Annotated in this window: 30 protein-coding genes, 2 tRNA genes and 1 pseudogene; 10 read left to right on the forward strand and 23 right to left on the reverse strand. The window is 63.9% G+C overall.

The window, feature by feature from the left end:
• Window positions 1-5: 5 nt before the first annotated feature.
• Window positions 6-839 (reverse strand): DUF1684 domain-containing protein, encoded by an 834-nt coding sequence (locus tag IEW81_RS01550; RefSeq protein WP_097060818.1) that lies wholly within the window; start codon window positions 837-839, stop codon window positions 6-8.
• 21 nt (window positions 840-860) lie between these two features.
• Here IEW81_RS01550 and IEW81_RS01555 point away from each other — a divergent pair, with 21 nt between their 5' ends.
• Together IEW81_RS01555 and IEW81_RS01560 are read left to right on the forward strand one after the other, a co-directional pair.
• Window positions 861-1052 (forward strand): PLDc N-terminal domain-containing protein, encoded by a 192-nt coding sequence (locus tag IEW81_RS01555; protein WP_097060817.1) that lies wholly within the window; start codon window positions 861-863, stop codon window positions 1050-1052.
• Window positions 1053-1273: 221 nt separating this feature from the next.
• A complete protein-coding gene (locus IEW81_RS01560; protein WP_097060816.1) occupies window positions 1274-1828 on the forward strand; it encodes a hypothetical protein in 555 nt (184 codons plus the stop codon).
• A 104-nt stretch (window positions 1829-1932) separates the two neighbouring features.
• Here IEW81_RS01560 and IEW81_RS01565 read toward each other — a convergent pair whose 3' ends face one another.
• Window positions 1933-2286, reverse strand: a complete 354-nt coding sequence (locus tag IEW81_RS01565) for a hypothetical protein (RefSeq protein ID WP_097060815.1) — start codon at window positions 2284-2286, stop codon at window positions 1933-1935.
• Between the two features lie 196 nt (window positions 2287-2482).
• Between IEW81_RS01565 and IEW81_RS01570 the strand changes: the two genes are divergently transcribed.
• Window positions 2483-2782, forward strand: a complete 300-nt coding sequence (locus IEW81_RS01570) for a DUF7882 family protein (protein WP_097060957.1) — start codon at window positions 2483-2485, stop codon at window positions 2780-2782.
• Window positions 2783-2881: 99 nt separating this feature from the next.
• Window positions 2882-3343: a DoxX family protein gene (locus IEW81_RS01575; RefSeq protein ID WP_218840013.1), complete on the forward strand. Its 462-nt coding sequence runs from the start codon at window positions 2882-2884 to the stop codon at window positions 3341-3343.
• Window positions 3344-3425: 82 nt separating this feature from the next.
• Here the strand turns inward: IEW81_RS01575 and IEW81_RS01580 are convergent, their stop codons facing one another.
• Complete coding sequence (locus tag IEW81_RS01580) at window positions 3426-4175, reverse strand: Ltp family lipoprotein (RefSeq protein ID WP_218840012.1); 750 nt, start codon at window positions 4173-4175, stop codon at window positions 3426-3428.
• Window positions 4176-4450: 275 nt separating this feature from the next.
• Between IEW81_RS01580 and IEW81_RS01585 the strand changes: the two genes are divergently transcribed.
• Window positions 4451-4825, forward strand: a complete 375-nt coding sequence (locus IEW81_RS01585; RefSeq protein WP_218840011.1) for a DoxX-related protein — start codon at window positions 4451-4453, stop codon at window positions 4823-4825.
• A 33-nt stretch (window positions 4826-4858) separates the two neighbouring features.
• On the opposite strand, the gene IEW81_RS01590 is transcribed toward IEW81_RS01585, so the two are convergent.
• Window positions 4859-4932, reverse strand: a tRNA-Ile gene (locus IEW81_RS01590).
• 113 nt (window positions 4933-5045) lie between these two features.
• Here IEW81_RS01590 and IEW81_RS01595 point away from each other — a divergent pair.
• Window positions 5046-5399 carry a hypothetical protein gene (locus IEW81_RS01595; RefSeq protein WP_143544668.1) on the forward strand — a complete coding sequence of 118 codons (354 nt, stop codon included), beginning with the start codon at window positions 5046-5048 and terminating at the stop codon, window positions 5397-5399.
• A gap of 55 nt (window positions 5400-5454) precedes the next feature.
• Here IEW81_RS01595 and IEW81_RS01600 read toward each other — a convergent pair whose 3' ends face one another.
• The 4 genes from IEW81_RS01600 to IEW81_RS01615 form a co-directional block, all read right to left on the reverse strand.
• Window positions 5455-5667 (reverse strand): hypothetical protein, encoded by a 213-nt coding sequence (locus tag IEW81_RS01600; protein ID WP_179691842.1) that lies wholly within the window; start codon window positions 5665-5667, stop codon window positions 5455-5457.
• A 108-nt stretch (window positions 5668-5775) separates the two neighbouring features.
• A complete protein-coding gene (locus IEW81_RS01605) occupies window positions 5776-5919 on the reverse strand; it encodes a hypothetical protein (RefSeq protein ID WP_179691841.1) in 144 nt (47 codons plus the stop codon).
• A 137-nt stretch (window positions 5920-6056) separates the two neighbouring features.
• Window positions 6057-7232, reverse strand: a complete 1176-nt coding sequence (locus IEW81_RS01610; protein ID WP_097060811.1) for a glycosyltransferase — start codon at window positions 7230-7232, stop codon at window positions 6057-6059.
• Window positions 7233-7313: 81 nt separating this feature from the next.
• Complete coding sequence (locus tag IEW81_RS01615; protein WP_097060810.1) at window positions 7314-8288, reverse strand: DMT family protein; 975 nt, start codon at window positions 8286-8288, stop codon at window positions 7314-7316.
• Window positions 8289-8328: 40 nt separating this feature from the next.
• On the opposite strand from IEW81_RS01615, the gene def reads away from it, so the two are divergent.
• Complete coding sequence (gene def / locus IEW81_RS01620; RefSeq protein ID WP_097060809.1) at window positions 8329-8895, forward strand: peptide deformylase; 567 nt, start codon at window positions 8329-8331, stop codon at window positions 8893-8895.
• A gap of 12 nt (window positions 8896-8907) precedes the next feature.
• Here the strand turns inward: def and IEW81_RS01625 are convergent, their stop codons facing one another.
• From IEW81_RS01625 to dusB, 13 genes are all read right to left on the reverse strand, one after another.
• On the reverse strand, window positions 8908-9213 hold the full coding sequence (locus IEW81_RS01625) for an AzlD domain-containing protein (RefSeq protein ID WP_097060808.1): 306 nt from the start codon (window positions 9211-9213) through the stop codon (window positions 8908-8910).
• The gene (locus IEW81_RS01630; protein WP_373285360.1) at window positions 9210-9923 is read right to left on the reverse strand and encodes an AzlC family ABC transporter permease; all 714 of its coding nucleotides are present in this window, start codon (window positions 9921-9923) and stop codon (window positions 9210-9212) included. The genes IEW81_RS01625 and IEW81_RS01630 overlap by 4 nt, the downstream gene beginning before the upstream one ends.
• Before the next feature lie 59 nt (window positions 9924-9982).
• Window positions 9983-10342 (reverse strand): hypothetical protein, encoded by a 360-nt coding sequence (locus IEW81_RS01635; protein WP_097060807.1) that lies wholly within the window; start codon window positions 10340-10342, stop codon window positions 9983-9985.
• A gap of 140 nt (window positions 10343-10482) precedes the next feature.
• A tRNA-Asn gene (locus tag IEW81_RS01640) sits at window positions 10483-10555 on the reverse strand.
• Window positions 10556-10626: 71 nt separating this feature from the next.
• Window positions 10627-11640 (reverse strand): NAD(P)-dependent oxidoreductase, encoded by a 1014-nt coding sequence (locus tag IEW81_RS01645; protein ID WP_308421866.1) that lies wholly within the window; start codon window positions 11638-11640, stop codon window positions 10627-10629.
• Entirely contained in the window at window positions 11637-12464 is an 828-nt protein-coding gene (locus IEW81_RS01650) for an ATP-binding cassette domain-containing protein (RefSeq protein WP_143544667.1), read from the reverse strand. The genes IEW81_RS01645 and IEW81_RS01650 overlap by 4 nt, the downstream gene beginning before the upstream one ends.
• A gap of 18 nt (window positions 12465-12482) precedes the next feature.
• Complete coding sequence (locus IEW81_RS01655; protein ID WP_229671190.1) at window positions 12483-14174, reverse strand: ABC transporter ATP-binding protein; 1692 nt, start codon at window positions 14172-14174, stop codon at window positions 12483-12485.
• Entirely contained in the window at window positions 14171-15211 is a 1041-nt protein-coding gene (locus tag IEW81_RS01660) for an ABC transporter permease (RefSeq protein WP_373285361.1), read from the reverse strand. The genes IEW81_RS01655 and IEW81_RS01660 overlap by 4 nt, the downstream gene beginning before the upstream one ends.
• 1 nt (window position 15212) lies before the next feature.
• Entirely contained in the window at window positions 15213-16307 is a 1095-nt protein-coding gene (locus IEW81_RS01665) for an ABC transporter permease (protein ID WP_097060806.1), read from the reverse strand.
• 102 nt (window positions 16308-16409) lie between these two features.
• A complete protein-coding gene (locus tag IEW81_RS01670; RefSeq protein ID WP_097060805.1) occupies window positions 16410-18029 on the reverse strand; it encodes an ABC transporter substrate-binding protein in 1620 nt (539 codons plus the stop codon).
• 194 nt (window positions 18030-18223) lie between these two features.
• The gene (gene dnaG / locus IEW81_RS01675; protein ID WP_097060804.1) at window positions 18224-20113 is read right to left on the reverse strand and encodes a DNA primase; all 1890 of its coding nucleotides are present in this window, start codon (window positions 20111-20113) and stop codon (window positions 18224-18226) included.
• Between the two features lie 45 nt (window positions 20114-20158).
• Window positions 20159-21397: a deoxyguanosinetriphosphate triphosphohydrolase gene (locus IEW81_RS01680; protein WP_097060803.1), complete on the reverse strand. Its 1239-nt coding sequence runs from the start codon at window positions 21395-21397 to the stop codon at window positions 20159-20161.
• Entirely contained in the window at window positions 21390-22568 is a 1179-nt protein-coding gene (gene dusB / locus IEW81_RS01685; RefSeq protein ID WP_097060802.1) for a tRNA dihydrouridine synthase DusB, read from the reverse strand. The genes IEW81_RS01680 and dusB overlap by 8 nt, the downstream gene beginning before the upstream one ends.
• 63 nt (window positions 22569-22631) lie before the next feature.
• Between dusB and IEW81_RS01690 the strand changes: the two are divergent.
• The 3 genes and pseudogenes from IEW81_RS01690 to IEW81_RS01700 all read left to right on the forward strand — a co-directional run.
• Window positions 22632-23066, forward strand: a pseudogene (locus tag IEW81_RS01690) (aminoacyl-tRNA deacylase); the annotation flags it as partial.
• 110 nt (window positions 23067-23176) lie between these two features.
• Window positions 23177-23614 (forward strand): hypothetical protein, encoded by a 438-nt coding sequence (locus tag IEW81_RS01695; RefSeq protein WP_097060801.1) that lies wholly within the window; start codon window positions 23177-23179, stop codon window positions 23612-23614.
• A 434-nt stretch (window positions 23615-24048) separates the two neighbouring features.
• Window positions 24049-24894 carry a glycosyl hydrolase gene (locus IEW81_RS01700; protein WP_097060800.1) on the forward strand — a complete coding sequence of 282 codons (846 nt, stop codon included), beginning with the start codon at window positions 24049-24051 and terminating at the stop codon, window positions 24892-24894.
• Here the strand turns inward: IEW81_RS01700 and IEW81_RS01705 are convergent.
• Together IEW81_RS01705 and IEW81_RS01710 are read right to left on the reverse strand one after the other, a co-directional pair.
• Entirely contained in the window at window positions 24891-25040 is a 150-nt protein-coding gene (locus IEW81_RS01705; RefSeq protein ID WP_179691840.1) for a hypothetical protein, read from the reverse strand. The genes IEW81_RS01700 and IEW81_RS01705 overlap by 4 nt on opposite strands.
• Window positions 25040-25699, reverse strand: a complete 660-nt coding sequence (locus IEW81_RS01710) for a DsbA family oxidoreductase (RefSeq protein ID WP_097060799.1) — start codon at window positions 25697-25699, stop codon at window positions 25040-25042. The genes IEW81_RS01705 and IEW81_RS01710 overlap by 1 nt, the downstream gene beginning before the upstream one ends.
• Between the last annotated feature and the right edge of the window lie 59 nt (window positions 25700-25758).

Consider the following 25758-nt stretch of genomic DNA (forward strand, 5'->3'; position numbering starts at 1 on the left):
GAGTATCACACCTCGTGCAGCAGCGATCCGTCCTTCTTCAGCACATTCTTCTCCCCCGCCTCGATAGCCACGCGGAAACGATTCTGTTTCGGCGGCATCGGGCAGTTGAAGTTGTAGCTAAAGGCGCACGGCGGCAGCACGGCGAGATTGAAGTCGAGCGTGATGGTGCCGTCGGGATTCGGGGCGATGAACAGGAAGCGGCCGACGCTATAGGTGTCGACTCCATTGGTGGCGTCGGCGTAGACGAGCTGGAGCGCGCGACCCGACTTGAACGCGACGAGGTTGTAGTCCACGCCATCCTTGACGAACGAGATGTCGCCCGGGATCACCTGTTCTTTCGTTTTACCGTTGTCTTTCAGGTGCTCGAAGCCCATCGTGGTGCCAGCCGGGTTTTCGGTGAAAGTCGCGGTAATCACCCAGTCCGGGTTGTAGGCGTAGCCGTCGATGCCGCCGAACTCCTGAATGCCCTCCGAAGCAGAATCCCAGACGCGGAGGGCATATTTGCCCTCGTCGCCTGCGATGACGAAGCCGCTGACCGTGTCACTGAAGATGATCTCGCTCGGCTCGGCATTGTCTTTTCCGCGCACGATTGTCTCGCCATCGACGAGTAGTCCATCGACGACGATGTTGTCGGATGCGGCCGCAGTGACCCGCAGCCCACCTTCCGCCGGGGCCCAGGTTCCGGGCACCCCCCAGATGGTCTGCCCAGAGTCGATCCACTGCGTATTGACCAGCGCCAGGCTGCCCTTCGGCTGCACCACCGATGCCTCGCGGCGTGAGCGGAAGGTCGCTAGTCGGGTCTCAGCTGAAGGGGCAGTCTGGTCGGTCGGGTCAGTCATGCTCCCCATTATGCTGGCCCCATGGATCCCGTAACCATCACCTTTGGCGGCCTCGTCGGCTTCGTCATCTTCATTATCACTCTCGTCTCCATCGTGAAAAACCCCAACCACGGCGCACTCGGCAAGTTCATGTGGATTCTCGTGGCGTTCTTCCTGTCGGTGCTCGGATCGATCCTCTGGCTGCTCTTCGGCCGGGGTCGAGTCTCACGCTAGAGAACACGACAGCCCCGGGATAATTCCCGTGAGCAGCGCCCAGTCAGGTGCGCCAGTATGCGATCCTCGACCGGGATTGGCGAAACGTGAGACCGACTGGTGCGGGTCCCATTCCGGCTCCAGATAGCCCCCACGGGAACGCTATCAAGACCTGAAACAGGTGCCCGACACCGCTCAGGTCGGGATTGACGACGACCATCATTCGAACGTATGTTCTATTTATGACGCATCACTGGAGGCCGAGCGACCATCTCGAACGGGCTCTCGGGCGCAACGAGTGGTTGCTGATCCACCGCGGTAATCAACTCGGGCGTATCGAATACGGCCGGGTTGCCCACCGGCCCGCGTTCCGCTCGGTCACTCGACCAGACCTTCACACCGGCGTCGAGGCGACAGTGGGCTACGCCTGGGCCCTCGAGACGGCGTGTGACCGGCTCTGGGACTGGTCAGTCCGGGTAAGAGCAGCGACCACGGCCAATCCGCCACCGCCGAAGGAGAAGCTCAGCATGGCTGCATGGCCCTGGCCCCCGATACGCATCAGCGATACGGAATGGGTCGTCATGCGCAACAGCGCCAGCCACCCGAAAGCCGTAATCCGACGCATGGAGGCCGACCCGGGACATCCACCCTTCTTCAGGGCCGTGAGTTGGGCACAGGTGTCGTCCGATCGCCGCCTCATCGGCTATTTCCCGTCACTGGAGTCGGCCGATCTCGCAATTCTGGAGGATGCGCCACAACTGATTACGCACGGGCCCACCGGGCCATCTCGGCCCTAACCCACGGGCCTAACCCATCGGCCCTAACCCACGGGCGCTGGCGCCAGACGGCATCCGGCGTGAACATCCTCAGAGGTCACAGCAGCCTTGAAAGTCACAGCCGCCTAGATGCCATCGAGCGAACTCGACATCACATCGGAACTCGACTTCACATCGTCTGGGGCGCTCGGCTGCACGCCCGGAGGGGTATCGAGCCTGCTGCGACGTTCTTCGAGCAGCGCAAGACAATCGCCTTCGTCGATCTTTCCGTTGAACTCAGACCCGGCATCCTCGACCATGAGCTGGCTCGCTGGCCCGATCACAATTTCGGCGGTGCCGACTTCCCCATGTGCGACGATCGGAATGACCACCGCCTCAGCGGTTCCGGCTCGCGCAAGTGAGGCCGCGTACAGCGCGATGGAATGAGCAATTCCGTCTCCGGTGAGAACCGAGCCGCCAGAATAGAGGATTCGTTTCATGCCTCCACTCTTCTGGCGAACCTCCCCGGAAGCAATCCCCCGCCCATGGTTGGCGAATCTGCACAACAGCAGCTAGCCTTCGTGGTGCCAATTCAGCCGCCCCAACCCAGCGATCTGAATATGCGAGATTCATTTGACTCTCGGGGTATCCTGAAGGCCTCTTACCGCTGATCGTCTGGGAGTCTCCGTGGGAACCATGTACTACGCCGACGCCACGCGCGTCGCCATTCCCCTACCTGACCGCGACCTCGCTCACATAAAGTTCGTCATCGTCAACAAGTTGCGCCGCAATGAGGCTTTCACGTTCTCGTGGGATAAGGCGGAAAGCGACGGCGGCGGCCGATCCAGCGTCTGGATCTCGGCGCAGATCCCTCTCGAATTCGAATTCGACGACGCGACTCCCCCCGAGATGAACCGCGAGTGGCTCGAGCAGCTCTCGCAGGCAGCCTCGACCGTCAACGGCCTGACCCCGATCCCGGAACCGGAAAAGGCGTAGCCCGGTCGACGCCTGTAGTGTCGAGGCCCCTGGCGTCGAGGCCGAAAGCGTCGGGGCATGCAGTGCAGACGCCAAGCCAGCCGGCGCACAATGGGTGGCATGGCCCGAACTCCAGAACTCACTGATCCGACCCCATCCGACGGACTTTCACGCACGAGCCGAATCGGCCGCCGCGTGGGACGCATCGTACTGGGCGCGTCACTCGTGTCTGCCGGTATCGGGCACCTGAGCTTCGCGCGCATGGACTTCCAGGCGCAGGTACCCCGCTGGCAGCCCCTCGATCCTGATGTCGTGGTGGTGGCATCCGGTCTCGTCGAGATCGCGCTCGGCAGCGCCCTGATCCTCAGCAGACAGCACCGCACGACGGTCGGTTGGGTCGCCGCAGCGTTCTTCGCGGCCGTGTACCCCGGAAACATCTCCCAGGTCGTCAACCGCATCGACTCGCTCGGCCTCGACAGCGACCTCAAACGGTGGATCAGGATGCCCCTCCAGCCGGCGCTGATCGCGTGGGCGCTCTGGTCGACCGGCGCGTGGCAGGCCGCGCGGCGCACTGGCAGCTGAAGGCCGACAGCATCCGGCACGCATCCAACAAAGTAGGGCGGATGGGACGTGAACCCATAACCGACGGATCGAGGTCAGCTATTTACAAACCGACCGAAGCCACTCCGAACTCTGCTTCCTCCGCGCTAAAACCTTCGAACAACAACTGATCAATAAGACCATCTCGCGAGAATGCCGAGTAGTCCAGGTAGCTTTTGGCTTTCCCCGCCGCCTGCTGGCCCCAGTCCGCTCCAACAGTGTCAGTCCCGTATGTCGCGTCTTCTGCCGAGAAGCCCTCGAAAATCAACTGGTCAATGAGTCCAGTGCGTGAGAACGACGAATAGTTGAGGTAGCTTTGGGCCTTTCTCGTGGCGTTGGACTGACTCACTGTCTCAACCGGTTTTGGCGGGGCCGGTGCCACTGTCGGGGCGGGGGTTGCTGTCGGCGTGAGCTCCGGCGCCGGCTTAGTCGTCGGGGTGGGTTTAGCCGTGACTCTTGGTGCAGGCGTCGCCGTGCTTGTGGCGGCCGGAGCAACAGCGGTGGTTGATTCACTCACATTGGCAACACCACTAATCAGCGCGATTGTCGTGATGAGGGAAGTCAGTGCCGCAATGCAACCAAGGATGAGGCCGGCGAACGCGAATACTTTCCGTTGCTTTTTAACTAGGGCGATCGACGCTAGCGCTATAGCGCCAGCGCCAGCGACCACACCCCAGAATGGCACCCAGCCGCTTACGAATGCGACAATACCGACGGCAAGAGCAGCTATCGCCAGCGGCGACGGTGGCTTCCCGGTATCTTCGAGCGGTGCGGACTGATAGGCAGAAGGATGCGGTTCGTTAGTTATGCTCACCTAAGCATCTTGGCGCAAACTTAGACACGATTCTCTCCCCCAAACGAGGGTGCAATTGTCGTGCACAAGAGGCAAACGCCGCTCATAATGATTCAGAGCGGCGTTGTGTGAGTTCGGTTTGCCGCATCCATCGGAAAGGCGTCTGCCTCGTCTGTTCCGAGTTGATCTTCCTCTTCTTCGGGCAAATGCCCACCTGACCGGAGCGCGGTCCCGAGTTGTCGCGCCAAGCCCAGCTCGGGCCAAGCATGCGCGCCTTTTCTGCAACAGCTCCATGCGTGGCTAGTGTTCTCGGATACACAGGGCGCGCCATCAGGTCTCGATTGGGAGTCCCTTTGGGGCGTTATTGCGTTTGGACGCTTCAGCCCAGAGCCCAACTCCTGCTGCTTCATCAGGAAGGCAGAGTCGAGATCGCGCTCGGCAGCGCCCTGATCCTCAGCAGACAGCACCGCACGACGGTCGGTTGGGTCGCCGCAGCGTTCTTCGCGGCCGTGTACCCCGGAAACATCTCCCAGGTCGTCAACCGCATCGACTCGCTCGGCCTCGACAGCGACCTCAAACGGTGGATCAGGATGCCCCTCCAGCCGGCGCTGATCGCGTGGGCGCTCTGGTCGACCGGCGCGTGGCAGGCCGCGCGGCGCACTGGCAGCTGAAGGCCGACAGCATCCGGCACGCATCCAACAAAGTAGGGCGGATGGGACTTGAACCCATGACCGACGGATTATGAGTCCGCTGCTCTAACCAGCTGAGCTACCGCCCCAAGCCCGACGAGCGCGAGCGAGTTCCTACGATACAGGGCCACGACACGGGTGGCAGTCACCCCGCCGCCAGCCGAACCGCGCTCGGGCTCGGGCTCTGCGGTAGTGTTCGGGCATGATAATTTCCTGCTGCGTGCTGTTCTGGGCCCATCCTGGACTCGAAGCGGATCTCTCCCGTTACATCGACACGGTCGTCGATCTCGAGATCGAACACGGCGCGACCGTGAGGTATCGCGGGCTCACCGATGCAACGGACGACCAGCCGCTGGAGGTGCACATCCTCGAGTTCCCCAACGAAGACATGCTGAGTAACTTCATGGGTGACGAGCGGCGCGTGACGATGGACCCGGAGCGCCAGCGCGTGATCGCGAAGATCGAGATCATGCAGTTGACCCGCCAGCCGGTTCCTGCGCCCCGGGCGCCTGAACTGCCTGAACCCGAGCTGCCCGAGTCGGAGCTCACCCGCTAGCTGCCCCGGTACCGATGGCGCGCGGCCAGCCTTTCGCGGGCGGCGGCGAAAATTATCAGTTCATTGTCCTCGGGCTGCCGGGCTGTTTGCTGCCCAACAACGTCATCACGAGAACCAGCACACCGATGGTCATACCCAGGTGTGGAGCTGCGCGTCCCAAAACGCCTGCGAGCAGATCATCAGCCACATCCACCAGCAGTTGCAGGAGAGTTTGGCTCTCGTCGCCCACACCCACAAGCGACGCGGCGGCACGATCGATGATTGCCATGGCGCGCGACGCGGCAGCAGATCGCAGGTCTGTCAGCTGCGGCATACCAGGGAGGGGACGAAGCACGCGCGCTTGCTCGGCCTACATACGAGCTGTCCGCTCGACGAATCAGAAAACGGCGAGATCGGCCACGGCAGCTCGATCGACGATGGCGACGACATCCGGTGTCGAAAGAGCTGGAGAGCCGACGAGGATCTCGGCGAACGCTCTCAGCCCGTACCTGGCCCTGGCCCTGCTGCATTCGATCCGCACGTCGGGATGACGCGGATCGAACAAAGAATGCGGGCGTTCCGTACCCTGCGCTACCAGGCGGCCACCGACATTCGAGAGACGTCACGGACCGGCGGGGCCGTAAGAAACGCTGGTCATGCCCTGAGTTGAGGCGACGATCAAGCCCCTTGCTGGACCATGCCATCCGCGTCGACAGGCTCACCGCGGTACAGCGACTCGAAGGTATCGAGGGTGCGCTGGATGTCGTGAGCGGCGACGATTTTCAAGCTCTCCTGCTTGAACTTCAGGATCTCGTCGTGCGGCATGCTGAGTAGTGTGGTCAGCCTGTCGGCAAGCTGTGCAACATTGCCTGGTTCGAACAGGAAACCGTTCTCGCCGTCATGGACGAGGTGTGGAAGTGCCATCGCATCGGCAGCCACGATCGGCAGTCCCGAGGCCATCGCCTCCATGGTCGAAATGCTCTGCAGCTCGGCGATGGACGGCATCGCGAAGACCGAGGCCCTGGTGAGCGCGTTACGGAGGTAGGCCTCATCCACGTACCCGGCGAACGTCACGCGCTCGGTCACGCCGAGCTGCGCGGCCAGCAACTTGAGCCTCGCCTCCTGGTCACCGCCTCCGACGATCTCGAGGCGGGCATCCAGTGACGAATCAAGCGTTGCGAAAGCTTTGATCAACTTGTCGATCTGCTTCTCTTCGACCACCCGGCCCAGGAAGACAATCAGATTGTCGGTTTTGGGCTGCATGTCGGGCGTGTAGTTGTGGGCGTCGATGCCGCACGAAATCGCGACGACATTCTTCACTGACGTCTGGGCCTCGAGGTATTCGGCCGCCTTGCGTGTCGGCGTGGTCACCCGTTCGGCGCGGCCGAACGTGCGGTTCGCGGCTTTCCATGCCGCCTCGATGGCCCGTTTCGTGAGAAACGGAGGGATGACCAATGTGTATTCGAGAAGATTCTCGGGCATGAAATGGTTGGTACCGATGATGCGGATGCCGCGCTTGCTGCCCTCGATCGTCATTCCCCGCCCGATCACGACGTGCGACTGGAAATGGATGACATCGGGTTTCACCTGTTCGATGATGCTCGCGCTGTTGTGCCTGATACGCCACGGCAGGGAGAACCTCAGCCAGGGATGCGGGTACCAGCGCCAGGAGTAGATGCGATGCACCGTGAACTTCTGGCCCTCGTGCTCTTCGACCTGCGCGCCGAGCTTCTTGTTCGAGTATGACGGTGCCGCGACATGCACGTCATGCCCGCGCTCGGCCAGCCCCGCCGACAACCGCGCGATGAAGCTCGCAGCGCCGTTGATCTCGGGCCAGAAGGTGTCTGCTCCCATGAGGATTCGGAGTCGAGGCTTGCCGTCGTGGGGAGAAATTCGAGGGGCGTCAGGCACGCTGTACACCGTACCCCAATGGTTCTAGGCGCCATCTCCAGCCACGTCGGCGAGTGAGGTATTGGCCAGCGCAAGGGGGTGATGCCTCGAGAGCGATGTCACGCCCCACACCGCACAGCCCCCGGCCGCGATGAACGCGAAGACAGCCCAGAGCGGTGCGCCCGCGGCCTCACCGAGCACGATGATGCCGATCGCCACTGCGACGATCGGGTCGATCACCGTCAATCCGGCAACGACGAGGTCTGGCGGATTCGACGAGTAGGCGGTCTGCACGAAATAGGTTCCGAGCAACGCGGCGAGGATCAGTCCGACCACGCACAGCACCGTGAGGATGTCTGCGGAGCTGAATTCGAACTCCTTCTGCAGGATGGTCTGCACCCGCCCGATCACGACGTTGGCGAGCGTCACGACGAAGCCGAACAGCACACCGGCGGCAACGACATAGAAGATCGGCTTCGGTGCCCGCCTGCGGATGACTACGAAAAGGGTGATGAACACGGCAAGCACCACCGACAGGATGATCAACACGATCGAGAGCTGCGTTGCGGTGATCGGGTGCTTCTTGGTGACCACGGCAGCAATCGTCACGAAGACAGCGACACCACCGATGCAGACGACGATCGAACGAATGGATATCCGGTCGAGCGGAACGCCGGAAATGCGCGAATTGACGATCGCTGTGATGACGAGCGCGATAGCGCCGAGCGGCTGAACGACGGTGATCGGGGCGAGCGTGAGACTCGTGAGCTGGAGCACGACGGCGAGCCCGAGCAACAGCGTCCCGATGACCCACGACGGTCGCGCCAGTAGTGCTGTGAGCTGCCTGATGCTGAGTCCGGTCTTACCTTCGTGACGGGATCTCTCGTTCACGAGAGCGACTCCACCGTGCTGGAACTGGGTGCCCAGCGCCAGCAATACCGCGGCGATGACGGCAAGGGCGATTCCGAGGGGCGCGTTGCCACTCAGGTTGTCTGCGAGGTCTGTCAGGTCCAGCTGCACCCGATGAATCTACCCGTTCAGCCTCCGTTATTCTGGAGGCATGGCCGTGCTCCCCATCCGAATCACCGGTGAACCGGTACTCCACACGATCGCAGGGCCCGTGGTCGACTTCGACGCGCAGCTTCGAACGCTTGTCGACGACATGTTCGAGACCATGGAGGCGGCGCCAGGGGTCGGGCTCGCTGCTCCGCAGGTCGGGGTCGGACTGCGCCTGTTCGTCTACAACTGGGTCGACGACGATGAGGTGTTGTGGCGCGGCGTCGCGATCAATCCCGAATTATGGCTCGCACCCATCCCCGCCGGCGAAGCGGACGAAGACGAAGAGTCGGAGGGATGCCTGTCGATCCCAAGTGAGCGGTGGGCCCTGCGGCGCGCTCCGAAAGTCATGCTGCGCGCGACCGATATCGACAAGAAGGTCTTCGAGATCGAAGCCGGTGGCTGGCTCGCCAGGATCTTCCAGCACGAGTATGACCACCTCGACGGCACCCTGTATTCCGATCGCCTCGACCACGCGCAGTCGAAAGCTGTCGCCAAGGTGATCAGGAAGAGCGGCTGGGGCGTGCCCGGCCAGAGCTGGATGCCCGGCGAAGACGACCTCGAAGGCTGACCCGCGCTCGCGCTAGGTCAATGCCCTGATCAGCGCAGCCGTTGCCGCCGCGGCAACGATCACCAGGATGAACGGCACCCTGAGTGCGAAAAGCCCGGCGGCGACCACCAGCGCGGGCACCCTCGCATCGAGCGTGACGCCCTGGCCCGACCCGATGGTCTGCGTCACGATGAGTGCTGAGAGCAGTGCAACCGTCAGCAACCCCGCGATGCGGGCGGGCACCGGCTTCTCGATGAGCGAGGGTGGCACGAGATAGCCCAGGAGTTTCAGCACCAGAACTGCAATCGAGGCGAGGATGACCACCTGCCAGACGGTCACGATTTCGCTCCCCACCAGTTGGTGAGGCCCACCACGACCGCCACGACGGCGGCAAGGAGCACGGGGACCCCGGGCGGGAGCCACGGAGTGAGTACCGCGGCGACCACGGCGGCTCCGACGGCGACCACGATCGGCTGCAGTTGCCTGAGCCGGGGCCACAGGAGCCCGAGAAAAGCGGCGGCGGCGGCGGCATCCAGCCCATATTGGCTCACGTCACCGAGCAGGTCACCGATCAGGGCACCAACGAGGGTGGTGAGATTCCAGCCGACGTAGATGATCGCTCCGGTGAACCAGAAGCCCGTGCGCTGGCTTTCAAGCGTGGGTTGTGCCGAGCCGACGGCGGTGCTCTCATCGATGGTCCAGTGGGCGGCAAGGAGCTTCTTCGGCCACCCGCCACCGACGATCGGCGCCATCCGAAGGGCGTACAGTCCATTTCGGGTACCGAGAAGGGCAGCGCTGGCGATTGCGGCACCTCCTGCTGCCGTACCGCCGGAGGCGAGCACACCGATAAGCGCGAATTGCGAGCCGCCGGAGAACATCAACACGCTGAGCACGCACGTCTGCCAGATGTCGAGCCCGGATGCCACGGACAGCGCCCCGAACGACACACCGTACGCAGACACCGCCGCTCCGACACCGAGGCTCGCGCGAATGGCGGCCGCGCGTTCGGTGATGCCCCGCGCCGGGGCGCTACCTGCGTCATCGATCAACGACGAATCTCCCTCCGGGGGAGGTATCGGCCGTGCCGATCCTGCTCCGAAGTCAGACTCTATCCGGTGCTGGTATCGATGCAGGCAGCGACCGAGACGAACGCGACGACCGGGCCGGGAATGCGCCGGACCAGCAGCAGGGCGAGCGGGCCGATGATGGCGAGTGCGATCGTGAGCACAGAGGCGAGCTCGCGCAACTGGGTTAGCCACCACAGGTTGGGAGGAATCTGGACGACCAACGACAGGATGACCGGAATGACCAGCCTGGCTCTCGAGGAGAGGTGCAATGGTGGCGGCGAAGGCGGCCCCACGCGGTCCCCGTCCCCGGACCACTGATCCTGCATCCACTGCTTGCGCAGAGCGTGCTGTTGCCACCGCTCGCGTCTGCTCTCGGCACGCACAGAATCGGGCAACGGCATGTGACGATCGTAGTTGCGGCCACCCCTGCCGTCATCGGCCCGGCGGCGTCGCCCGGCTACTCCCCCGGGCGTACCCGATCCGTGGGCTCTCGACGCCCGGACAAAGAAAAGGCCCGGATCGTGGAGGACCCGGGCCTTAGCTCCTCGACTTGGACTCGAACCAAGAACCTGCCGATTAACAGTCGGCTGCTCTGCCAATTGAGCTATCGAGGATTGGCATTTAGCTTGCTTACTTTACCAAAGGTTGCGAGTTCGCCAAATCGAGGTACAAAACTGCTGCCCCATCAGTAGCCTGCAACCGGATCGACAATGCCGACGAAGGCGCCATCACCCAGGAGCGCAGCGACATTGGCCCTGATACGCTCCGCAAGCAGTGGCTCCGTCATCTCCGGAGTGTCCGCGGAGTGTGACGTGATCACGACGCGCGGCGCGGTCCACAACGGATGACCGTCCGGAAGCGGTTCAGGGGTGGTCACGTCGAGGCCAGCCCCGGCAAGGTGCCCCGCCGCCAGGGCTTCGGCGAGGGCATCCTGGTCGATGAGGTGCCCGCGGGCGATGTTGACGAGTGCGGCCGACGGTTTCATCGCGGCGAGTTGCTCCCGACCGATGAGGTGTGCGGTCTTGTCGGTCGCCGCCGCGGCGAGGATGACGACATCCGCTTGCGGCAGCACGTCCATGAGCGCGGATGCCACGACAGTGCGCCTTGCACCGGGAACGTCGCCCGCTGTGCGTCGCACGATCGTGATCGAGACCTCGAAGGGTGCGAGAAGCCGCATGATCTCGAGGGCGATACCGCCCGCCCCGACAATCACAATATTGCGGCCGAAGAGCGAGATACCGGTTTTCGAATCCGCCCAGCTCGTGGAGCGGCTCTTGTCCGGCAGGCCGCGCAGCACGGCAAGAGCGAGAGCCACAGCATGCTCGGCCACGGGCTCTGCGAAAGAGCCTTTGGCGCTGGTCCACAGGGGAAGCTCGGCAGCGCCCTGGGCCATGAACAGCGGTGCAAAGCGTTCGACACCGGCCATGGGAACCTGCACCCATTCGACCCCGGGATGTGCCGCCAGCACGTCGCCGAGCGCGTCGTGGTCGAGGTTTAGCCAGACGACGCCACGCGTCGAGTTGTCGAGCGGGCCGACTTCACCGCCACCGTCACGCACGGCCGCCGCGAACCCCTCATGGTCGAAGGGCAGGATCGCGACCCGCCCCGCCGTGGGGCGCGCTCCGCTGATCGGTCGTGCGAGCGCAGCAACCGGGTCACGATGCTGGCCGGGCGCGCGGGTCTGAGTAGCGTCGCTCACGATGCCGACCACCTGCCGCCGTCCTGCGACCGGGCGAGGCCTTTCACGTATGGGTGCTCGGCCGTCGCAAGCACCTCGTCGAGCTGGCCACTGGCGACGATCACACCGCGATGCATGATCGCGACCCGGGTGCTCACCCGGCGCACCTCGGCAAGGTCGGCAGTCACGATCAGGGTCGAGAAGCCGCGCTCCCGCTGCAACGAGACGATGATGTCGAGGATGGCGCGTCGAGCCGTCACGTCGATGCCGGCGGTCGGATCATCCGCCACCAGCAATTTCGGCTCGAGGATCATCGCCCTCGCAATCGCCACCCGCTGTCGCTGCCCCTTGCTCAGCTCATGCGGATACCTGTTCATCACCGTCAGTGGCAGGCGCACGGCGTCGATGACCGTGGCCACGGCCTCGCCGGCATCATTCTGGTTGAACCGGCGATCGCGCGCGTAGATCGGTTCTGCTACGTTCTCGCCCACGGTCAGTCGTGGCTGGAGACGGTCACCGGCCTCCTGTGGAACATAGCCGACGTAGAGTCCCACACGGCTTCGACGCCGCGGGGAGATGCCGCGCACTCGTGCGCCCAGCACGTTGAGCTCACCACCGCTGATGCGCGGTGACGAATCATCCAGTCGGTCGACGTCGAGTGCCACCACGCGGGCGAGAGTGCTCTTGCCCGATCCCGACTCCCCCACGACGGCGAGCACCTCGCCGGGCGAGAGGTCGAAATTAACACCGTCGAGCGCGACTGCCCTGGTTTCGGGGCTGCTGGAGCTGTAGCGCACAGAGAGATCCCGAGCGCTCACTGTCGCCCCGGTCGCAGACGTCGTCATGGATGAGTGCGGCACGGCTCAATCAGCCGCCTTCAGGGCAGCGAGAGCCGACCTGCGCTTACCCTGCTCGATCGGGTCCGGTACGGGAAGTGACGCGAGCAGTCGCTGGGTGTACGGGTGCTTCGGAGCGCCGAGCACCTCGTCGCCCGTGCCCTCCTCCACCAGCTTTCCCTTGTAGAGCACCGCTATGCGGTCGGAGAGCATGTCGACGACCGCGAGGTCATGACTGATGAACAGCGCGGCAAAGCCGAGTTCTTTCTGGAGCTCAGCGAAAAGCTCGAGCACTCGCGCCTGCACCGACACGTCGAGAGCACTCGTGGGTTCGTCGGCGATCAGGAGGGTGGGGTTCAGCGCAAGGGAGCGAGCGAGACTGGCGCGCTGGCGCTGTCCACCGCTGAGCTCGTGCGGGAATCGGTCAGCGAACGCCCGGGGCAACTGCACGGCCTCCAGCAGATCGTTCACACGGGACCTCGCCTCGACCGCATCCCGCGCCCTGCCGTGCACGATGAGCGGCTCGGCGACGCACTGTGCGATGGTCAACAGCGGGTTGAAGCTCGAGGCCGGATCCTGGAAGACAAATCCGATGTCCCTGCGAACCGGCCTGAAGGTGCGCTCACGGATGCCCAACATCTCGTGGCCGAGCACCTCGAGCGATCCGCCGGTGATCTTCGTGAGACCACCGATCGCGCGACCGATGGTGGTCTTACCCGATCCACTCTCGCCTACGAGGCCCAGGACTTCACCGGGTGAGATCGTGAAGCTCACGCCGTCAACAGCGCGGAAGTTGTTGCGTCCGAATCTGCCGCCGTACTCGATCACGAGGTCGCGGGCTACCACCACGGGAGCGGCCATGTTGACGGTTCCCGCCGCGACCCGCTCAGCAGTCCGTGCCGACGCCATGGCGCCACCCTTGCCGATGCGGGGAACCGCTGCGAGCAGTCGCTGGGTGTAAGGATGCTGCGGTGCCGAGAATAACTGCTCGACCCCGGCCTCCTCCACGACGTCCCCCTGGTACATCACGGCGACGCGATCTGCCAGGTCGGCAACGATTCCCATGTTGTGGGTGATCAGGATGATCGCGGTGCCGAACTCATCACGGCACCGGCGCAGCAGGTCGAGGATCTCCGCCTGTACCGTCACGTCGAGCGCGGTCGTCGGCTCATCGGCAACGATCAGCTCGGGATCCAACACGAGCGCCATCGCGATGACGATGCGCTGCTTCTGCCCCCCGGAGAACTGATGGGGGTAGTAGTCGATGCGGTTCTCGGCGTCGGGGATGCCCACCTTGCCGAGCATGTCGATGGCCCTCGCACGCGCCTGCTTCGCGTCGAAACCCTTGTGCGCACGAAGGCCCTCGATGATCTGCCAGCCGACGGTGTAGACCGGGTTGAGGGCGAGAGACGGCTCCTGGAACACCATCGCGACATCTGTTCCGCGAATCTCCCGCAGCTGGGAACCCGTCATCCCTACGATGTCCCGACTGTTCAACACGATCGCACCGCGCGTAACGGCGGTGTCCGGCAGCAGGCCGAGGATCGTCTTCGCCGTGACGGTCTTTCCGCTGCCGCTCTCACCGACGATCGCGAGTACCTCGCCGGCGCCGACCGACAGCGTGACGTTGTTGACCGCGACGACATCACCGCCGTCAGTGGCGAAGGTGACCTCGAGGTTGGTGATATCCACCACCTTCTTTATGGGCGCATTGATCATGCCGGTGCTCCCGTCGAATCCGTTGCCGACGTGGCAGCCATGTCGGGTGCCGCGATGGGGGTCGCCGTAGGAGAATCCGCCTTGCGCCTCGTCCTGAGGCGCGGGTCGGCGAGATCGTTCAGGCTCTCACCCACGAGGGTGATGCCGAGCACCACGAGAACGATCGCGAGGCCTGGGAACAGTGATGTCCACCAGATACCGCTCGTGACATCCGAGATCGAACGGTTCAGGTCATAACCCCACTCGGCCGCAGAGGTCGGCTCGATCCCGAATCCGAGAAAACCCAGGCCAGCGAGGGTCAGGATGGCCTCGGAACTGTTGAGCGTGAAGATCAGCGGCAGGGTGCGGGTGGCGTTGCGCAGCACGTGGCGGAACATGATGCGGGAGGTGCTCGAGCCGATCACCTTGGCCGATTCCACATAGGCCTCCGTCTTGATGCGCACGGTTTCTGCCCTGATCACCCTGAAGTACTGCGGGATGTAGACCACCGTGATCGAGATCGCGGCTGCGAGCACACCGCCGAGCAGCTTCGACTGGCCGCCGCTGATCACAATGGCTGCGACGATCGCCAACAACAGCGTGGGAAACGCGAAGACGGCATCGGCGATGACCACGAGCACACGGTCGAGCCATCCGCCGAGGTATCCGGAAACCAGGCCGAGCAGAACGCCCGCGAAGATCGACAGCACCACGGCGACCACGATCACCGCCAGTGCGGTCTGGGTGCCCCAGATGACCCGGGACAGCACGTCATAACCACCGACCGTTGTGCCGAGGATGTGCGCGCCTCCGGGAGGCTGCTGCGCGCCGAAGTTACCGTTCTCATCCTGCAGCTCGGCAAAACCATACGGGGCGAGCAATGGAGCGAAGATCGCCGTGAGGATGAAGATCCCGGTGATGACAAGTCCCACCACGAGCATGCCGCGTTGCAGGCCGACGCTCTGGCGCAGCTGGTGCACCACGGGGAGGTGATGCCAGCGGGGTGCCCGGGCAGCGAACGATGCCGGGTCGGCACTGGTCGCATCGGTGTTGGTCACCTCAGTACCTCACCCTCGGGTCGATGATCGCTGCGAGTATGTCGACGATGAAGTTGCTGAGCGCAACGATCACCGCCAGCAACGCTACGATCCCCTGCACGGCGACGAAGTCGCGGGCGCTGAGGTATTCGGCGAGTTTGAATCCGAGACCCTTCCACTCGAAGGTGGTCTCGGTCAGGACCGCGCCGCCGAGCAGCATCGCGATCTGCAGGCCGATGACGGTGATGATCGGGATGAGTGCCGGCTTGTAGGCGTGACGACGCACCAGTCGGTATTCGCTGACGCCGCGGGAGCGTGCGGCGTCGACGTAATCCATCGACAGGGTACCGATGACATTCGTGCGCACCAGCCTCAGGAACACGCCTGCGGTGAGCAGGCCAAGCGCAAGGCCCGGGAGCACGGCGTGCTGCAGAACATCGGCGACGGCGGCCGCGCTTCCGAGCTGGATCGCATCGATCAGGTAAATCCCCGTGCGATTGTCGAGCCTGCCCATCTGCAGCTCCGTACGTGTGCTGGCGCGACCGGCGACCGGGAGAACATTCAGCCAGACGGAGAACACGAGCTTCAGCAGCAGCCCGGCAAAAAACACGGGGGTCGCGTAGAACAGGATGGCGACGATGCGCAGCACGGCATCCGGCCAGCGATCACGCAGGTACGCGGCGACCATACCGAGCGGGATTCCCACGATGAAGGCCACGAGAAGCGCGTAGAACGCGAGCTCGAGAGTAGCTCCCCCGTAGGTGAGGAGGAGTTCGGACACCGGGCGTCCGTCGCTGATCGCCGTGCCGAAATTGCCCGTCGCGACCTGGCCGATGTATTCGAAGTACTGAACGATCAGCGGCCGGTTGTAGCCGGCAGCGTCGATGCGCTCAGCGAGCTGCTGTGCGTTCAGCCGCCCGCCCAGCGCAGCGGTGATCGGATCGCCGATGGTGCGCATGAGCAGGAAGACCATGGTGACGAGGATGAAGATCGTCGGGAAGATCAGCAGGAAGCGGACGATGATGAACCGCAGCAAAGGGCTGCCTGCGCCCAACGATCGTCGTGGGGCCTGCGGTGGTCCCACCGGTGCCAGTGGGGCCAGGACGGTCGTGGTCATATCTGCCAATCATGCTGGGAACGAAAGAGGGCGACCCGCTCGACGCGGGTCGCCCCCTTCATTGCGCTAGAGAAACTCTAGCCGTCGCGCACTTGCGGTTCGTCAGCCCTTGACGAGGCTGCCGTAGCGGAACTTGAATGAACCGTCCAGCACCGCGCCCGTGACAGCGGAGCCGGTCACAGCGATCTGCGAACCCTGAAGCAGCGGCAGCGTCGACAGGTCGGCGGCGACCTTGGCCTGGATCTCCTCGATCAGCGCCTGGCGGCTGGCAACATCCGTCTCGACCGCCTGATCCTTAATCAACTGGTCGACCTCAGGGTTGTCGTAGTGGTTCCCGAGGAAGTTCTCCGCGGCGAAGAACGGCGTCAGGTAGTTGTCAGCGTCGGAGTAGTCAGGGAACCATCCGAGCTGGTACGCCGGGTACAGGTCCTCGGTGCGGTCCTTCGAGTACGTAACCCACTCGGTCGACTGCAGGTTGACCGCGAACAGGCCGGTCGCTTCGAGCTGGCTCTTCACCAATGCGTACTCGTCACCCGACGATTCACCGTAGTGATCCGGGTTGTACTGCAGGTTCAACGCCACAGGAGTGGCGACTCCGGCGTCGGCGAGCACCTTGGCAGCGGCGTCGGCATCCGGGCCGCCATCCTTCCCGTACAGGTCTTTCAGCACCTCGGTCGCACCGGTCAGACCGGCGGGAACGTAAGAGTACAGCGGCAGGTAAGTGCCCTTGTAGACCTGTTCTGCGAGCTCCTCACGGTCAACGAGACCGGCAGCAGCCTGACGGACCGCGAGTGCCTTGGCCGCGTCGGCCTCAGGAGTCGTCGCACCGAACGGCTGGGTGTCGAAGTTGAAGACGATGTAACGAGTCTCGCCACCAGGACCGACGACGACATTGACGCTGTCGTTGCCTTCGAGGTCGGCAACGTCGGTTGCCGAGAGGCTGCGGTAGGCGACATCGATGTTGCCCTCCTGCACGTCGAGCTTCAGGTTCGAAGCATCCGTGTAGTACTTGAGGTCGATGTTGGTCGTCGCAGCTGCGCCGAGCACTCCCTGGTAGTCGGAGTTGGCTTCGAACGAGATCAGGTTGTTGAAGTCGTAGCTCGAGATAACGTACTGGCCGGCGAAAGCATTTCCGGCAACGATGTCGGCGTCAGGGGTAACGGAGTCAGCCGAGAACACTTCTTCATCGACGATCGGTGCGGCCGGGCTCGACAGGATCTGCGCGAACGTCTGGTCGTTTCCGTTGTTCAGCGTGAAAACGACGGTCGTGTCATCCGGTGCGTCGATGCTGGCGATATTGCCGAGCAGCACTGACGGGCCGTTTTCGTCGGCGATCGCCTGCTGGCGGTCGAAAGAGAACTTCACGTCGGACGAGGTGAGGTCGTGTCCGTTAGCGAACTTCAGGCCCTCCTTGAGGACGACCGTGTACTCGGTGTCGGTCGTGTACTCGGCAGAAACAGCGATGTCAGGCTCGACATCTGACGTGCCCTGCGGGGAGTTCAGGAGGAACGGGTACACCTGGGTCATGATCGCGAACGACCCGTTGTCGTACGAGCCTGCCGGGTCGATAAACGTGACCTTGTCGGTGGTTCCGACGATGAGTGATTCGCTCGAACCGCTGCCCGAATCCCCGCCTGCGGCGCAACCGGCGAGGACCAGTGCGAACACGGCCGAGCCTGCGACCGCTGCGAGAGCGCGCTTGTTATTGGATGCGGATGTCATATCCGTCTACCTCTTCCTGGTGTGAATGCCTGACTCGGCACTGCATGGCAAAAAACGCCTCGAGACGCGAGAGGCCCCGGCGTTGCTGTACCCCAGTAGTAACACAGTCGCCCAACGGCACGGTCTCGATGACGATGAAAATGAAGGATCTTTACGCAATAGAAATGCAGGCGCATTCGCCCCGCAACACCGCGCTACTCGTTGCGCAGGATGCGTCGTTCCGTCTCGATGCGAACCAATTCGCGCTGAACCTCGGCGTAGCGTGCGGGATCTGCCGCGGCATCCAGTCGCTGCATCGAGCCCATGACCGACCGTTTCTCGCGCAGGAGATCCCTGTCGATAAAGTCGGACACGATGCTCGTGCAATAGCCGGGCAGCTTGTCTTCACGCGCCGGAATCGGAGCGACAGCGAGCTGGTTGACGAGCGTCGCATACCGTTGCGGCACCTCTGCTGCGACTCGTGCGATCCAGTCGGCGCTGTCAGCGTGGGCGATGCCTACGGCCACGGCATCCCTGACGATCTCCAGCGACGCATCAGTGAAACCGATGGCGGCGGCCTTGGACATCAGGGACTGGCCGACCAGTTCAGGATGCTGGAGGATCGCCATCAGCACGTCGCGCTCGGTGCGGGTCGTGGTGTCGGTCGCCAGCCGCGTGATGGAGGGCTCATCGATCGCTGGAGCCGATGCCGCCTGCTGGCCATCATCCCTCGACGACGTGGATCGGGAATCGGGCTGGGTGTGGTTGCCCGGTGCCGAACGAGCCGACGAAACGGCCCGCTGCACTTCGGCAGGGTCGAGTCCGAGCCATCCCGCTAGGTTCCTCACGTAACCCACGCTCATCGACTGGTCACGGATCCCGGCGACGACCGGTGCCGCAGCCCTGAGGGCAGACACCCGGCCCTCCACTGTTTCGAGATCGAAGCCGCCCAACACCCTTCGGACCATGAACTCGAACATCGGCTTACGCGTCTTGATCAGGCGCCGCACAGCGTCATCGCCCTTATTGAGTCGGAGGTCGCAGGGGTCGAGCCCCTCCGGTGCGACGGCGACGAACGTCTGGGCCGCGAATCGCTGCTCCTCAGCGAACGCCCGACTGGCCGCCTTCTGGCCGGCCTCGTCAGGATCGAAGGTGAAGATCACCTCGCCTGTGCCCGTCGTGTCCGGGTTGTCTGTGTCACCGATGATCCTGCGCACGATCTTGATGTGGTCGACCCCGAACGAGGTGCCGCAGGTCGCGACGGCGGTCGTGACCCCAGCGAGGTGACAGGCCATGACGTCGGTGTAGCCCTCGACGACGACCACCTGTTTTCCGCGGGCGATGTCGCGCTTGGCCAAATCCAGGCCGTAGAGCACCTGGCTCTTGTGATAAACCGGCGTCTCCGGAGTGTTCAGGTACTTGGGTCCGTTGTCGTCGTCCAGCAGTCTTCGCGCGCCGAAACCGAGGGTAGCGCCCGTCACATCCCGGATCGGCCACACCAGCCGACCACGGAACCTGTCGTAGACGTCCCCGCGTTCCCCTCGACCCAGCAGGCCAGCAGTGACCAGCTCGTCTTCGCTGAACCCTTTGGACGTGAGGTGTTTACCGAGGGCCTGGCCACGCGGAGCGAATCCGATTCCGAATCGCTCGGCGGCCGACGCATCGAACCCGCGCTCCCCCAGGAAGGTGCGCCCGGGCTGGGCTTCTGGCGTCGTCAGCTGCTCGACATAAAAGTTGGCGGCTGCCTGGTTGGCGGCGAGGATGCGCGCGCGGTTGCCGTGATCCGTCGCGGCCCCACCGTCCTCGTAACGCAGCTCGTACCCGATGCGCCCCGCCATCCGTTCGACGGCCTCCGAGAAGCTGACATGGTCCATCTTCTGCAGGAAGGTGAAGACATCGCCGCCCTCACCGCAACCGAAGCAGTGGTAGAAGCCGACAATCGGCCGCACGTGGAAGCTGGGGCTGCGTTCCTCATGGAACGGACAGAGCCCCTTCATCGATCCGACGCCGGCGTTCTTGAGTGTGACGTAATCACCGACGATGTCACCGAGGTTGGTGCGCGACCTCACCTCGTCGATATCGGTTCGTCGGATCAGTCCAGCCACGATCCAATTCTACGGTCGCCCGGCAGTGGCGTGCTGCGGGAGTGCTCAGCCCACGAGCCGCGTGTGCCAGGCCATCGCGGACTGGTCGGTGAGAGACGCGACCTGGTCGACCACGGCACGCTTGCGCCCGGCATCGGTGTCGGCATCCGTGAAGTCGGCTGCGAAGCCGGCATCCAGGTTCCTGGGCGCCGTCCACAACAGCACATCGGCCAGTTCCGACAGCATGTCGCGTTGTTGGGCATAGATCGGCCGGCGCGCATTCGTCGACATCACGAATGCCGCGACGATACCCTTCAGCACGGCTATCTCCGCCTGGATCTCGCGGGGAACCACGAGGTCGGCCCCGAAGCGCGCAAGATTCCCCGAGTGCGACTCCCTGGTCGCCTGCACGGCAGCGCCAGCAAAGCGGCCGATCAGTTGGCTCGTCAGGTTCTTGAGCCGGCCGTGGGCCTGCCTGCTCCCGTCCCAGCGGTCGATCCACACGTCGAGGTTGTCGAGCCTGTCGAACGCTGCGATGAGCTCGTCGTGATCGACCTCTCCCCCGATCCAGGCGAACATCGAGTTGACGAGTTCGTCGTGATCGACGCGGGCGCCCAGGGCCGTGACATCCACGTACCCGTTGACGATCGCGTCTTCGAAGTCATGCACCGAATAGCCGATGTCGTCGGAAAGATCCATGACCTGGGCCTCTATGCACCGCTGTCGATCGGGAGCACCCTCCCGCAGCCACTCGAACGCGGTGGTGTCGTCGTCGTAGAAACCGTACTTGCTGCGACCGCTCGGGTCCGCCACGCCCTGCGCGCTCGGCCACGGGTACTTGCAGCTCGCGTCGAGAGAGGCTCGCGTGAGGTTGAGCCCATAGGTCGCGCCATCGGCCCCGAACACCTTTGGTTCGATTCGCGTCAGCAATCGCAGGGTCTGCGCATTACCCTCGAAGCCGCCGATGTCTGCCGCCCACTCGTTGAGGGCACGTTCGCCGTTGTGACCGAAGGGTGGATGCCCCAGATCGTGCGCGAGGCAGGCCGTGTCGACGACATCCGGGTCGAGCCCGAGGCTGGCTGCAAGCTCCCTGCCGACCTGCGCCACCTCCAATGAATGGGTCAACCTGTTGCGGGCGAAATCGAGAGCCGTCGTCGGGCTGAGCACCTGAGTCTTCGCGGCAAGCCTGCGGAGCGCGCTCGAATGCAACACCCGTGCCCTGTCCCTCGCGAAGTCGCTGCGGCGACTTCCATGTTCTTCGGGCAGCCAGCGCTCGGCGTCGAACGCCGTGTACCCGTCAACCACCGCTGGTGTTCAATTCGGCTTCGGTGAGTTGCACGCGATGAGTCTCCTGCAGCTCCCTGCTGTCGAGCCAGCCCTGTGGCAGGCTCGGGCTCTTGGGGGTGCCAGCGCGGCCTCGCTGGCCCTCGGCATCCGCGCCCGGGTATGGCTGCTCGCCGTCAAGCTGGGCGAGCAGTTCGTCGAGCTGCGCGAGGTCTTTGACCGTCGCCATGGCCGCCCGCAGTTCGCCGCCGACCGCGTAGCCCTTGAAGTACCAGGCGACGTGCTTGCGGATGTCGCGGCACGCGCGATCCTCTTCCTCAAAGAATTCGGTGAGCAGTTCGGCATGGCGCTTGAATGCCCGGGCGACGTCGCCGAGGCTCGGCTCCGCTTTGAGCTCCTCACCGCGGAAGGCCGCAGCCAGGTCCCCGAACAGCCAGGGGCGTCCGAGGCATCCGCGACCGACGACGACACCGTCGCACCCCGTCTCGTCGACCATGCGCAGGGCATCCTTGGCGCTCCAGATGTCGCCGTTGCCGAGGATGGGAGTGCCGGTGATGGTGTTCTTGAGCTTCTCGATCGCGGACCAGTCCGCCGTGCCCGAATAGAACTCGGCGGCGGTGCGAGCGTGGAGCGCGATGCTCGCGACGCCGGCCCCCTCTGCGGCCTTCGCGGCCTCAAGGTAGGTGAGGTGATCAGAGTCGATGCCCTTGCGCATCTTGACAGTCAGGGGCACGGCACCGGCAGCCTTCACTGCGCCCTCCACGATGTCGCGGAAGAGGTCACGCTTCCACGGCAGCGCTGCACCGCCGCCTTTGCGCGTGACCTTCGGCACGGGGCATCCGAAGTTCAAGTCGATGTGGTCTGCTCGATCTTCGGCGACCAGCATCGTGACAGCCTCAGCGACAATTTTGGGATCGACGCCGTAAAGCTGGATGCTCCGGGTCGTCTCAGACTCGTGGTGCCTGATCAGCCGCATGCTTTCGGGCGTGCGCTCGACCAACGCCCGGCTGGTGATCATCTCACTGACGTACAGCCCTGCGCCGTATTCGCGGCACAACCTCCGAAACGCCGTGTTCGTGATGCCGGCCATCGGCGCGAGCACCACGGGCACGTCGAGCTCGATCGGCCCGATCTTCAGCGCCGGTTTCGACGCTGGCGCCGCGGCGGTGCGCGGGTCGGCAACAATGGTCATGTGGCAATTCTCCCAGAGATTTCAGAAGAGGGCGCCAGCACAGGTGCCGGCACCCAGCGGGTGATGCAGGATGCCGCCAGCCGGGGCATCCCGATCGAGCTCGTGTCGCGCCCCGGGGCCCGTTCGCTCACTGAAGCCGCGCAGCTTCTCGGTGTCACTCCCGGCGAGCTCGTGAAGTCTCTCGTGGTGAAGCGCCATGACGGCAGCTTCCTGTTCGCGCTGGTGGGCGGTGACCGCCAGATCTCGTGGGCCAAACTCCGCGCCGTCGTGGGAGTCAACAGGTTGACTCTTCCCACCGCCGAGCTCGCGCTGGAGGTGACGGGCTTCGAGCGCGGTGCGATCACGCCCCTCGGCAGCACGACAGCCTGGCCGGTGTTCGTGGATGAGCGGATCACCGGTCGGCGGATCGCCATGGGTGCCGGCGCCCGCGGTTTGAGCGCGTGGGTCGCCGCCGACGACCTGGTCGCGGGCCTCGACGCAACGGTGGCCGACATCTCGGTGGAAGCCATGGACTCCCCGGAAGCCGGGGTCTCCGCGGAAGGCACGATCTCCCACGAAGCCAGAGACCTCCCAGAAGGTACGATCTCCCACGAAGCCAGAGGCGACTGATGGCACTGGACGATCATCCGAATGTCTTCAGATTCGAAGGCCACACCTGGGCGAGCCTTGCGCCACGGGAATTGGCGCTCTCGCAGCTACGCGCCCAGCGGGACTGGGACATGACGAATGCGAAGCTGCAGCGCTGGTGGGTTGCCATCACGATCGGCGCGATCGCAGGAGTCGCCGCCACCCTGGCCTTCGGCACCGCGGCCGCGCTCGCTCCGGCGCTATACCTGCTGCTGCTGCCCATCGGGTTCGGGATCGGCGCCGTGCTCGGCGCGCTCGTCAACAAGAGGTTCAACCCGACCGGGCAGCATGCATCCCTTCCAGGGCGACCGACGACGGTGCCTCTCATCAGGGTTCCCCCGCGGGTCGCGAGGGCCGCGACTGCGGAGGCGACGGCTGCCCAGATCATCGAATGGTCGAACAGGGGCTTCGTCGAATAGGCCGAAATTGCGCAACTCGTCAGCCATTTTTATTCGATCAACTGTCGATGATCCTGCATTAGCCGTTACACAATCCCCGATCGTAAAGTGCGGTGGATAGCGCTACCTCCTCCCGTTCGGCCGCTTTGCCCGCGCACGCGGCCTCCCGCCCTTCCCGCTTTTCTCCCCTTTCCGGGCGCCGCGACATCACCAGTCGCTAACCCCGCGCCTACCCATGCCGCCGCTGTGACATTCCCGTCGCACTTGTCGCCCCCAAGCCTCACCAGTACGCCGATCGCGACGATGCGACGACGCGTGATGCAGGCACCGGGACGACCGTCTACGGCGACTTGAAAGCATGCGAAACGACCGACCTCACGTAGTCAGCGCCCACGGTCGAGCCGGTGGGATCCCTCGACCTGCGAGGACTCTCACGAAAGACAAGGTCCGGTAGGATGGACCCTGCCAGTTGCACGACCGGCACGGAGCGCTGCTTCGTGTACGACCCGGAAGCCAAGGGCATCGTCGGACTGGCCGCATCGTTCGGGTCAGACCAGTTCAACGACCACCTTTTCCACTACGGGTACTTCCTGTATGCCGCGGGCGTGCTCGCCGCGGATGATCCCGCCCTCGCCGACCAGTGGGCGCCCGTTATGAACCTCCTGGCGGCAGACATCGCAACGCAGGGAGACAGCACGTACTTCCCTGAACGGCGGACCTCCGATGCTGATGTCGGCCACTCGTGGGCCAGCGGCACCTCCCCGTTCACCGACGGCAACAACCAGGAGTCCAGCTCGGAAGCAGTCAATGCGTGGAACGGACTCGCCCTATGGGCATCGGCTAGCACGCAGCCGGAACTCGCCACGGAAGCCCAGTGGATGCTCGCGGCCGAGGCCAAACCTGCATTTGCCTACTGGACTAACTTCGACACGACGGAGTCCGTCTACGACGGCTTCGACCACGACGTCGCCTCCATCAACTGGGGAGGAAAGCGCGACTACGCCACCTGGTTCAGCCCGGAACCGAGCGCCATGCTGGGGATCCTCGTGCTGCCGATGAGCCCGGTCGCCAGCTACCTCGGCGTCGACCCTGAACGCGTGCGAACCAATATCGCAGAGGCCGCGCCCAACGGATCAGACGTGCTGTTCGGTGACTATCTGCTGATGTATTCAGCGCTGGGTGGGAAGGAGGATGCCACGGCTGCTCTCAAAGAGACCACGAACCTCAACGAGGATCGCATCGATGACGGCAACAGCCGAAGTTATCTGCTCGCGTGGATCATGAGCAGGCTCGAAAACTAGACCGCGTTCTCGTCGAGCCTGCGGTTCACGATGGCCTGAACATGATGCTCGGGAATTGCACAGAAGTCGCCAGCACAGGCTGCTGCATCCGGATCGCCCAGCTGCTGCAGACTGACGATGGGCTGGGGGTTTGTCGTAGCATCCACTATTCGCTCTTCTCGGTTGACCGCTCTGCCTGAACCTGTGTGAGGGCGTTAGCGAAGGTCGTCGCATCCTGCGCGCCGGATACCCCGTACCTGCCGTCGATCACGAAGAACGGCACACCCTGGATGCCATACTCCTGGGCGAGAGCGACGTCGGCTTTGACATCGGCAAGGAACCGATGGCTCTCGAGCGCCTCGGTGACCTCGGCGCCGTCGAATCCGAGTTCCTCGGCGATGGCCACGAGGTCGGGAATTCGGCCGACATGCTCTCCACGCACGAAGTACGCGTCGAGCAGCCGCTCCTTCATCTCGATCTGGCGACCCTTGCTCTTCGCGAAGTGGATGAGCTCATGGCTGATCACCGTGTTCGTCTGGTGAACGTGGTCGTAGTCGTACTCGAGGCCAACGCTTCTGGCAATGTCGGTCACGTTCGCGAGCATCTGGGTGACCTGCTCGGCCGGAATACCTTTGCGCTGGCTGAGGAAGTCGGTGGGCGTTCCATCGAAGTCGACCGGGGTATCGGGCGCAAGCTCGAAAGAGTGGTATTCCACCTCGACGTCACCGCCGAACTGGGCTGCTCCGGCCTCAAACTTACGCTTACCGATGTAGCACCAGGGGCACTGCACGTCTGACCAGATGTCTACCTTGATGGGATTGCTCACCCCGACGACAACACCGTCTCGGCGCAGGTATTCCCGCGCCCCTTCCCTTCCTTCGGAAA

The sequence above is a fragment of the Salinibacterium xinjiangense genome, assembly GCF_014645015.1.
Lineage (GTDB): Bacteria > Actinomycetota > Actinomycetes > Actinomycetales > Microbacteriaceae > Rhodoglobus > Rhodoglobus xinjiangensis.

Excerpts from the sequence above, each read along its gene's own strand:
- IEW81_RS01670 (WP_097060805.1), bottom strand. The coding sequence starts at position 18,029 with ATGACATCCGCATCCAATAACAAGCGCGCTCTCGCAGCGGTCGCAGGC.
- IEW81_RS01595 (WP_143544668.1), top strand. The coding sequence starts at position 5,046 with ATGATAATTTCCTGCTGCGTGCTGTTCTGGGCCCATCCTGGACTCGAA.
- IEW81_RS01655 (WP_229671190.1), bottom strand. The coding sequence starts at position 14,174 with ATGATCAATGCGCCCATAAAGAAGGTGGTGGATATCACCAACCTCGAG.
- dusB (WP_097060802.1), bottom strand. The coding sequence starts at position 22,568 with ATGACCATTGTTGCCGACCCGCGCACCGCCGCGGCGCCAGCGTCGAAA.
- IEW81_RS01695 (WP_097060801.1), top strand. The coding sequence starts at position 23,177 with ATGGCACTGGACGATCATCCGAATGTCTTCAGATTCGAAGGCCACACC.
- IEW81_RS01600 (WP_179691842.1), bottom strand. The coding sequence starts at position 5,667 with ATGGCAATCATCGATCGTGCCGCCGCGTCGCTTGTGGGTGTGGGCGAC.
- IEW81_RS01635 (WP_097060807.1), bottom strand. The coding sequence starts at position 10,342 with ATGCCGTTGCCCGATTCTGTGCGTGCCGAGAGCAGACGCGAGCGGTGG.
- def (WP_097060809.1), top strand. The coding sequence starts at position 8,329 with ATGGCCGTGCTCCCCATCCGAATCACCGGTGAACCGGTACTCCACACG.
- IEW81_RS01570 (WP_097060957.1), top strand. The coding sequence starts at position 2,483 with ATGTACTACGCCGACGCCACGCGCGTCGCCATTCCCCTACCTGACCGC.
- IEW81_RS01665 (WP_097060806.1), bottom strand. The coding sequence starts at position 16,307 with ATGACCACGACCGTCCTGGCCCCACTGGCACCGGTGGGACCACCGCAG.
- IEW81_RS01560 (WP_097060816.1), top strand. The coding sequence starts at position 1,274 with ATGACGCATCACTGGAGGCCGAGCGACCATCTCGAACGGGCTCTCGGG.
- IEW81_RS01550 (WP_097060818.1), bottom strand. The coding sequence starts at position 839 with ATGACTGACCCGACCGACCAGACTGCCCCTTCAGCTGAGACCCGACTA.
- IEW81_RS01650 (WP_143544667.1), bottom strand. The coding sequence starts at position 12,464 with ATGACGACGTCTGCGACCGGGGCGACAGTGAGCGCTCGGGATCTCTCT.
- IEW81_RS01700 (WP_097060800.1), top strand. The coding sequence starts at position 24,049 with ATGGACCCTGCCAGTTGCACGACCGGCACGGAGCGCTGCTTCGTGTAC.
- IEW81_RS01610 (WP_097060811.1), bottom strand. The coding sequence starts at position 7,232 with ATGGGAGCAGACACCTTCTGGCCCGAGATCAACGGCGCTGCGAGCTTC.
- IEW81_RS01575 (WP_218840013.1), top strand. The coding sequence starts at position 2,882 with ATGGCCCGAACTCCAGAACTCACTGATCCGACCCCATCCGACGGACTT.
- IEW81_RS01555 (WP_097060817.1), top strand. The coding sequence starts at position 861 with ATGGATCCCGTAACCATCACCTTTGGCGGCCTCGTCGGCTTCGTCATC.
- IEW81_RS01565 (WP_097060815.1), bottom strand. The coding sequence starts at position 2,286 with ATGAAACGAATCCTCTATTCTGGCGGCTCGGTTCTCACCGGAGACGGA.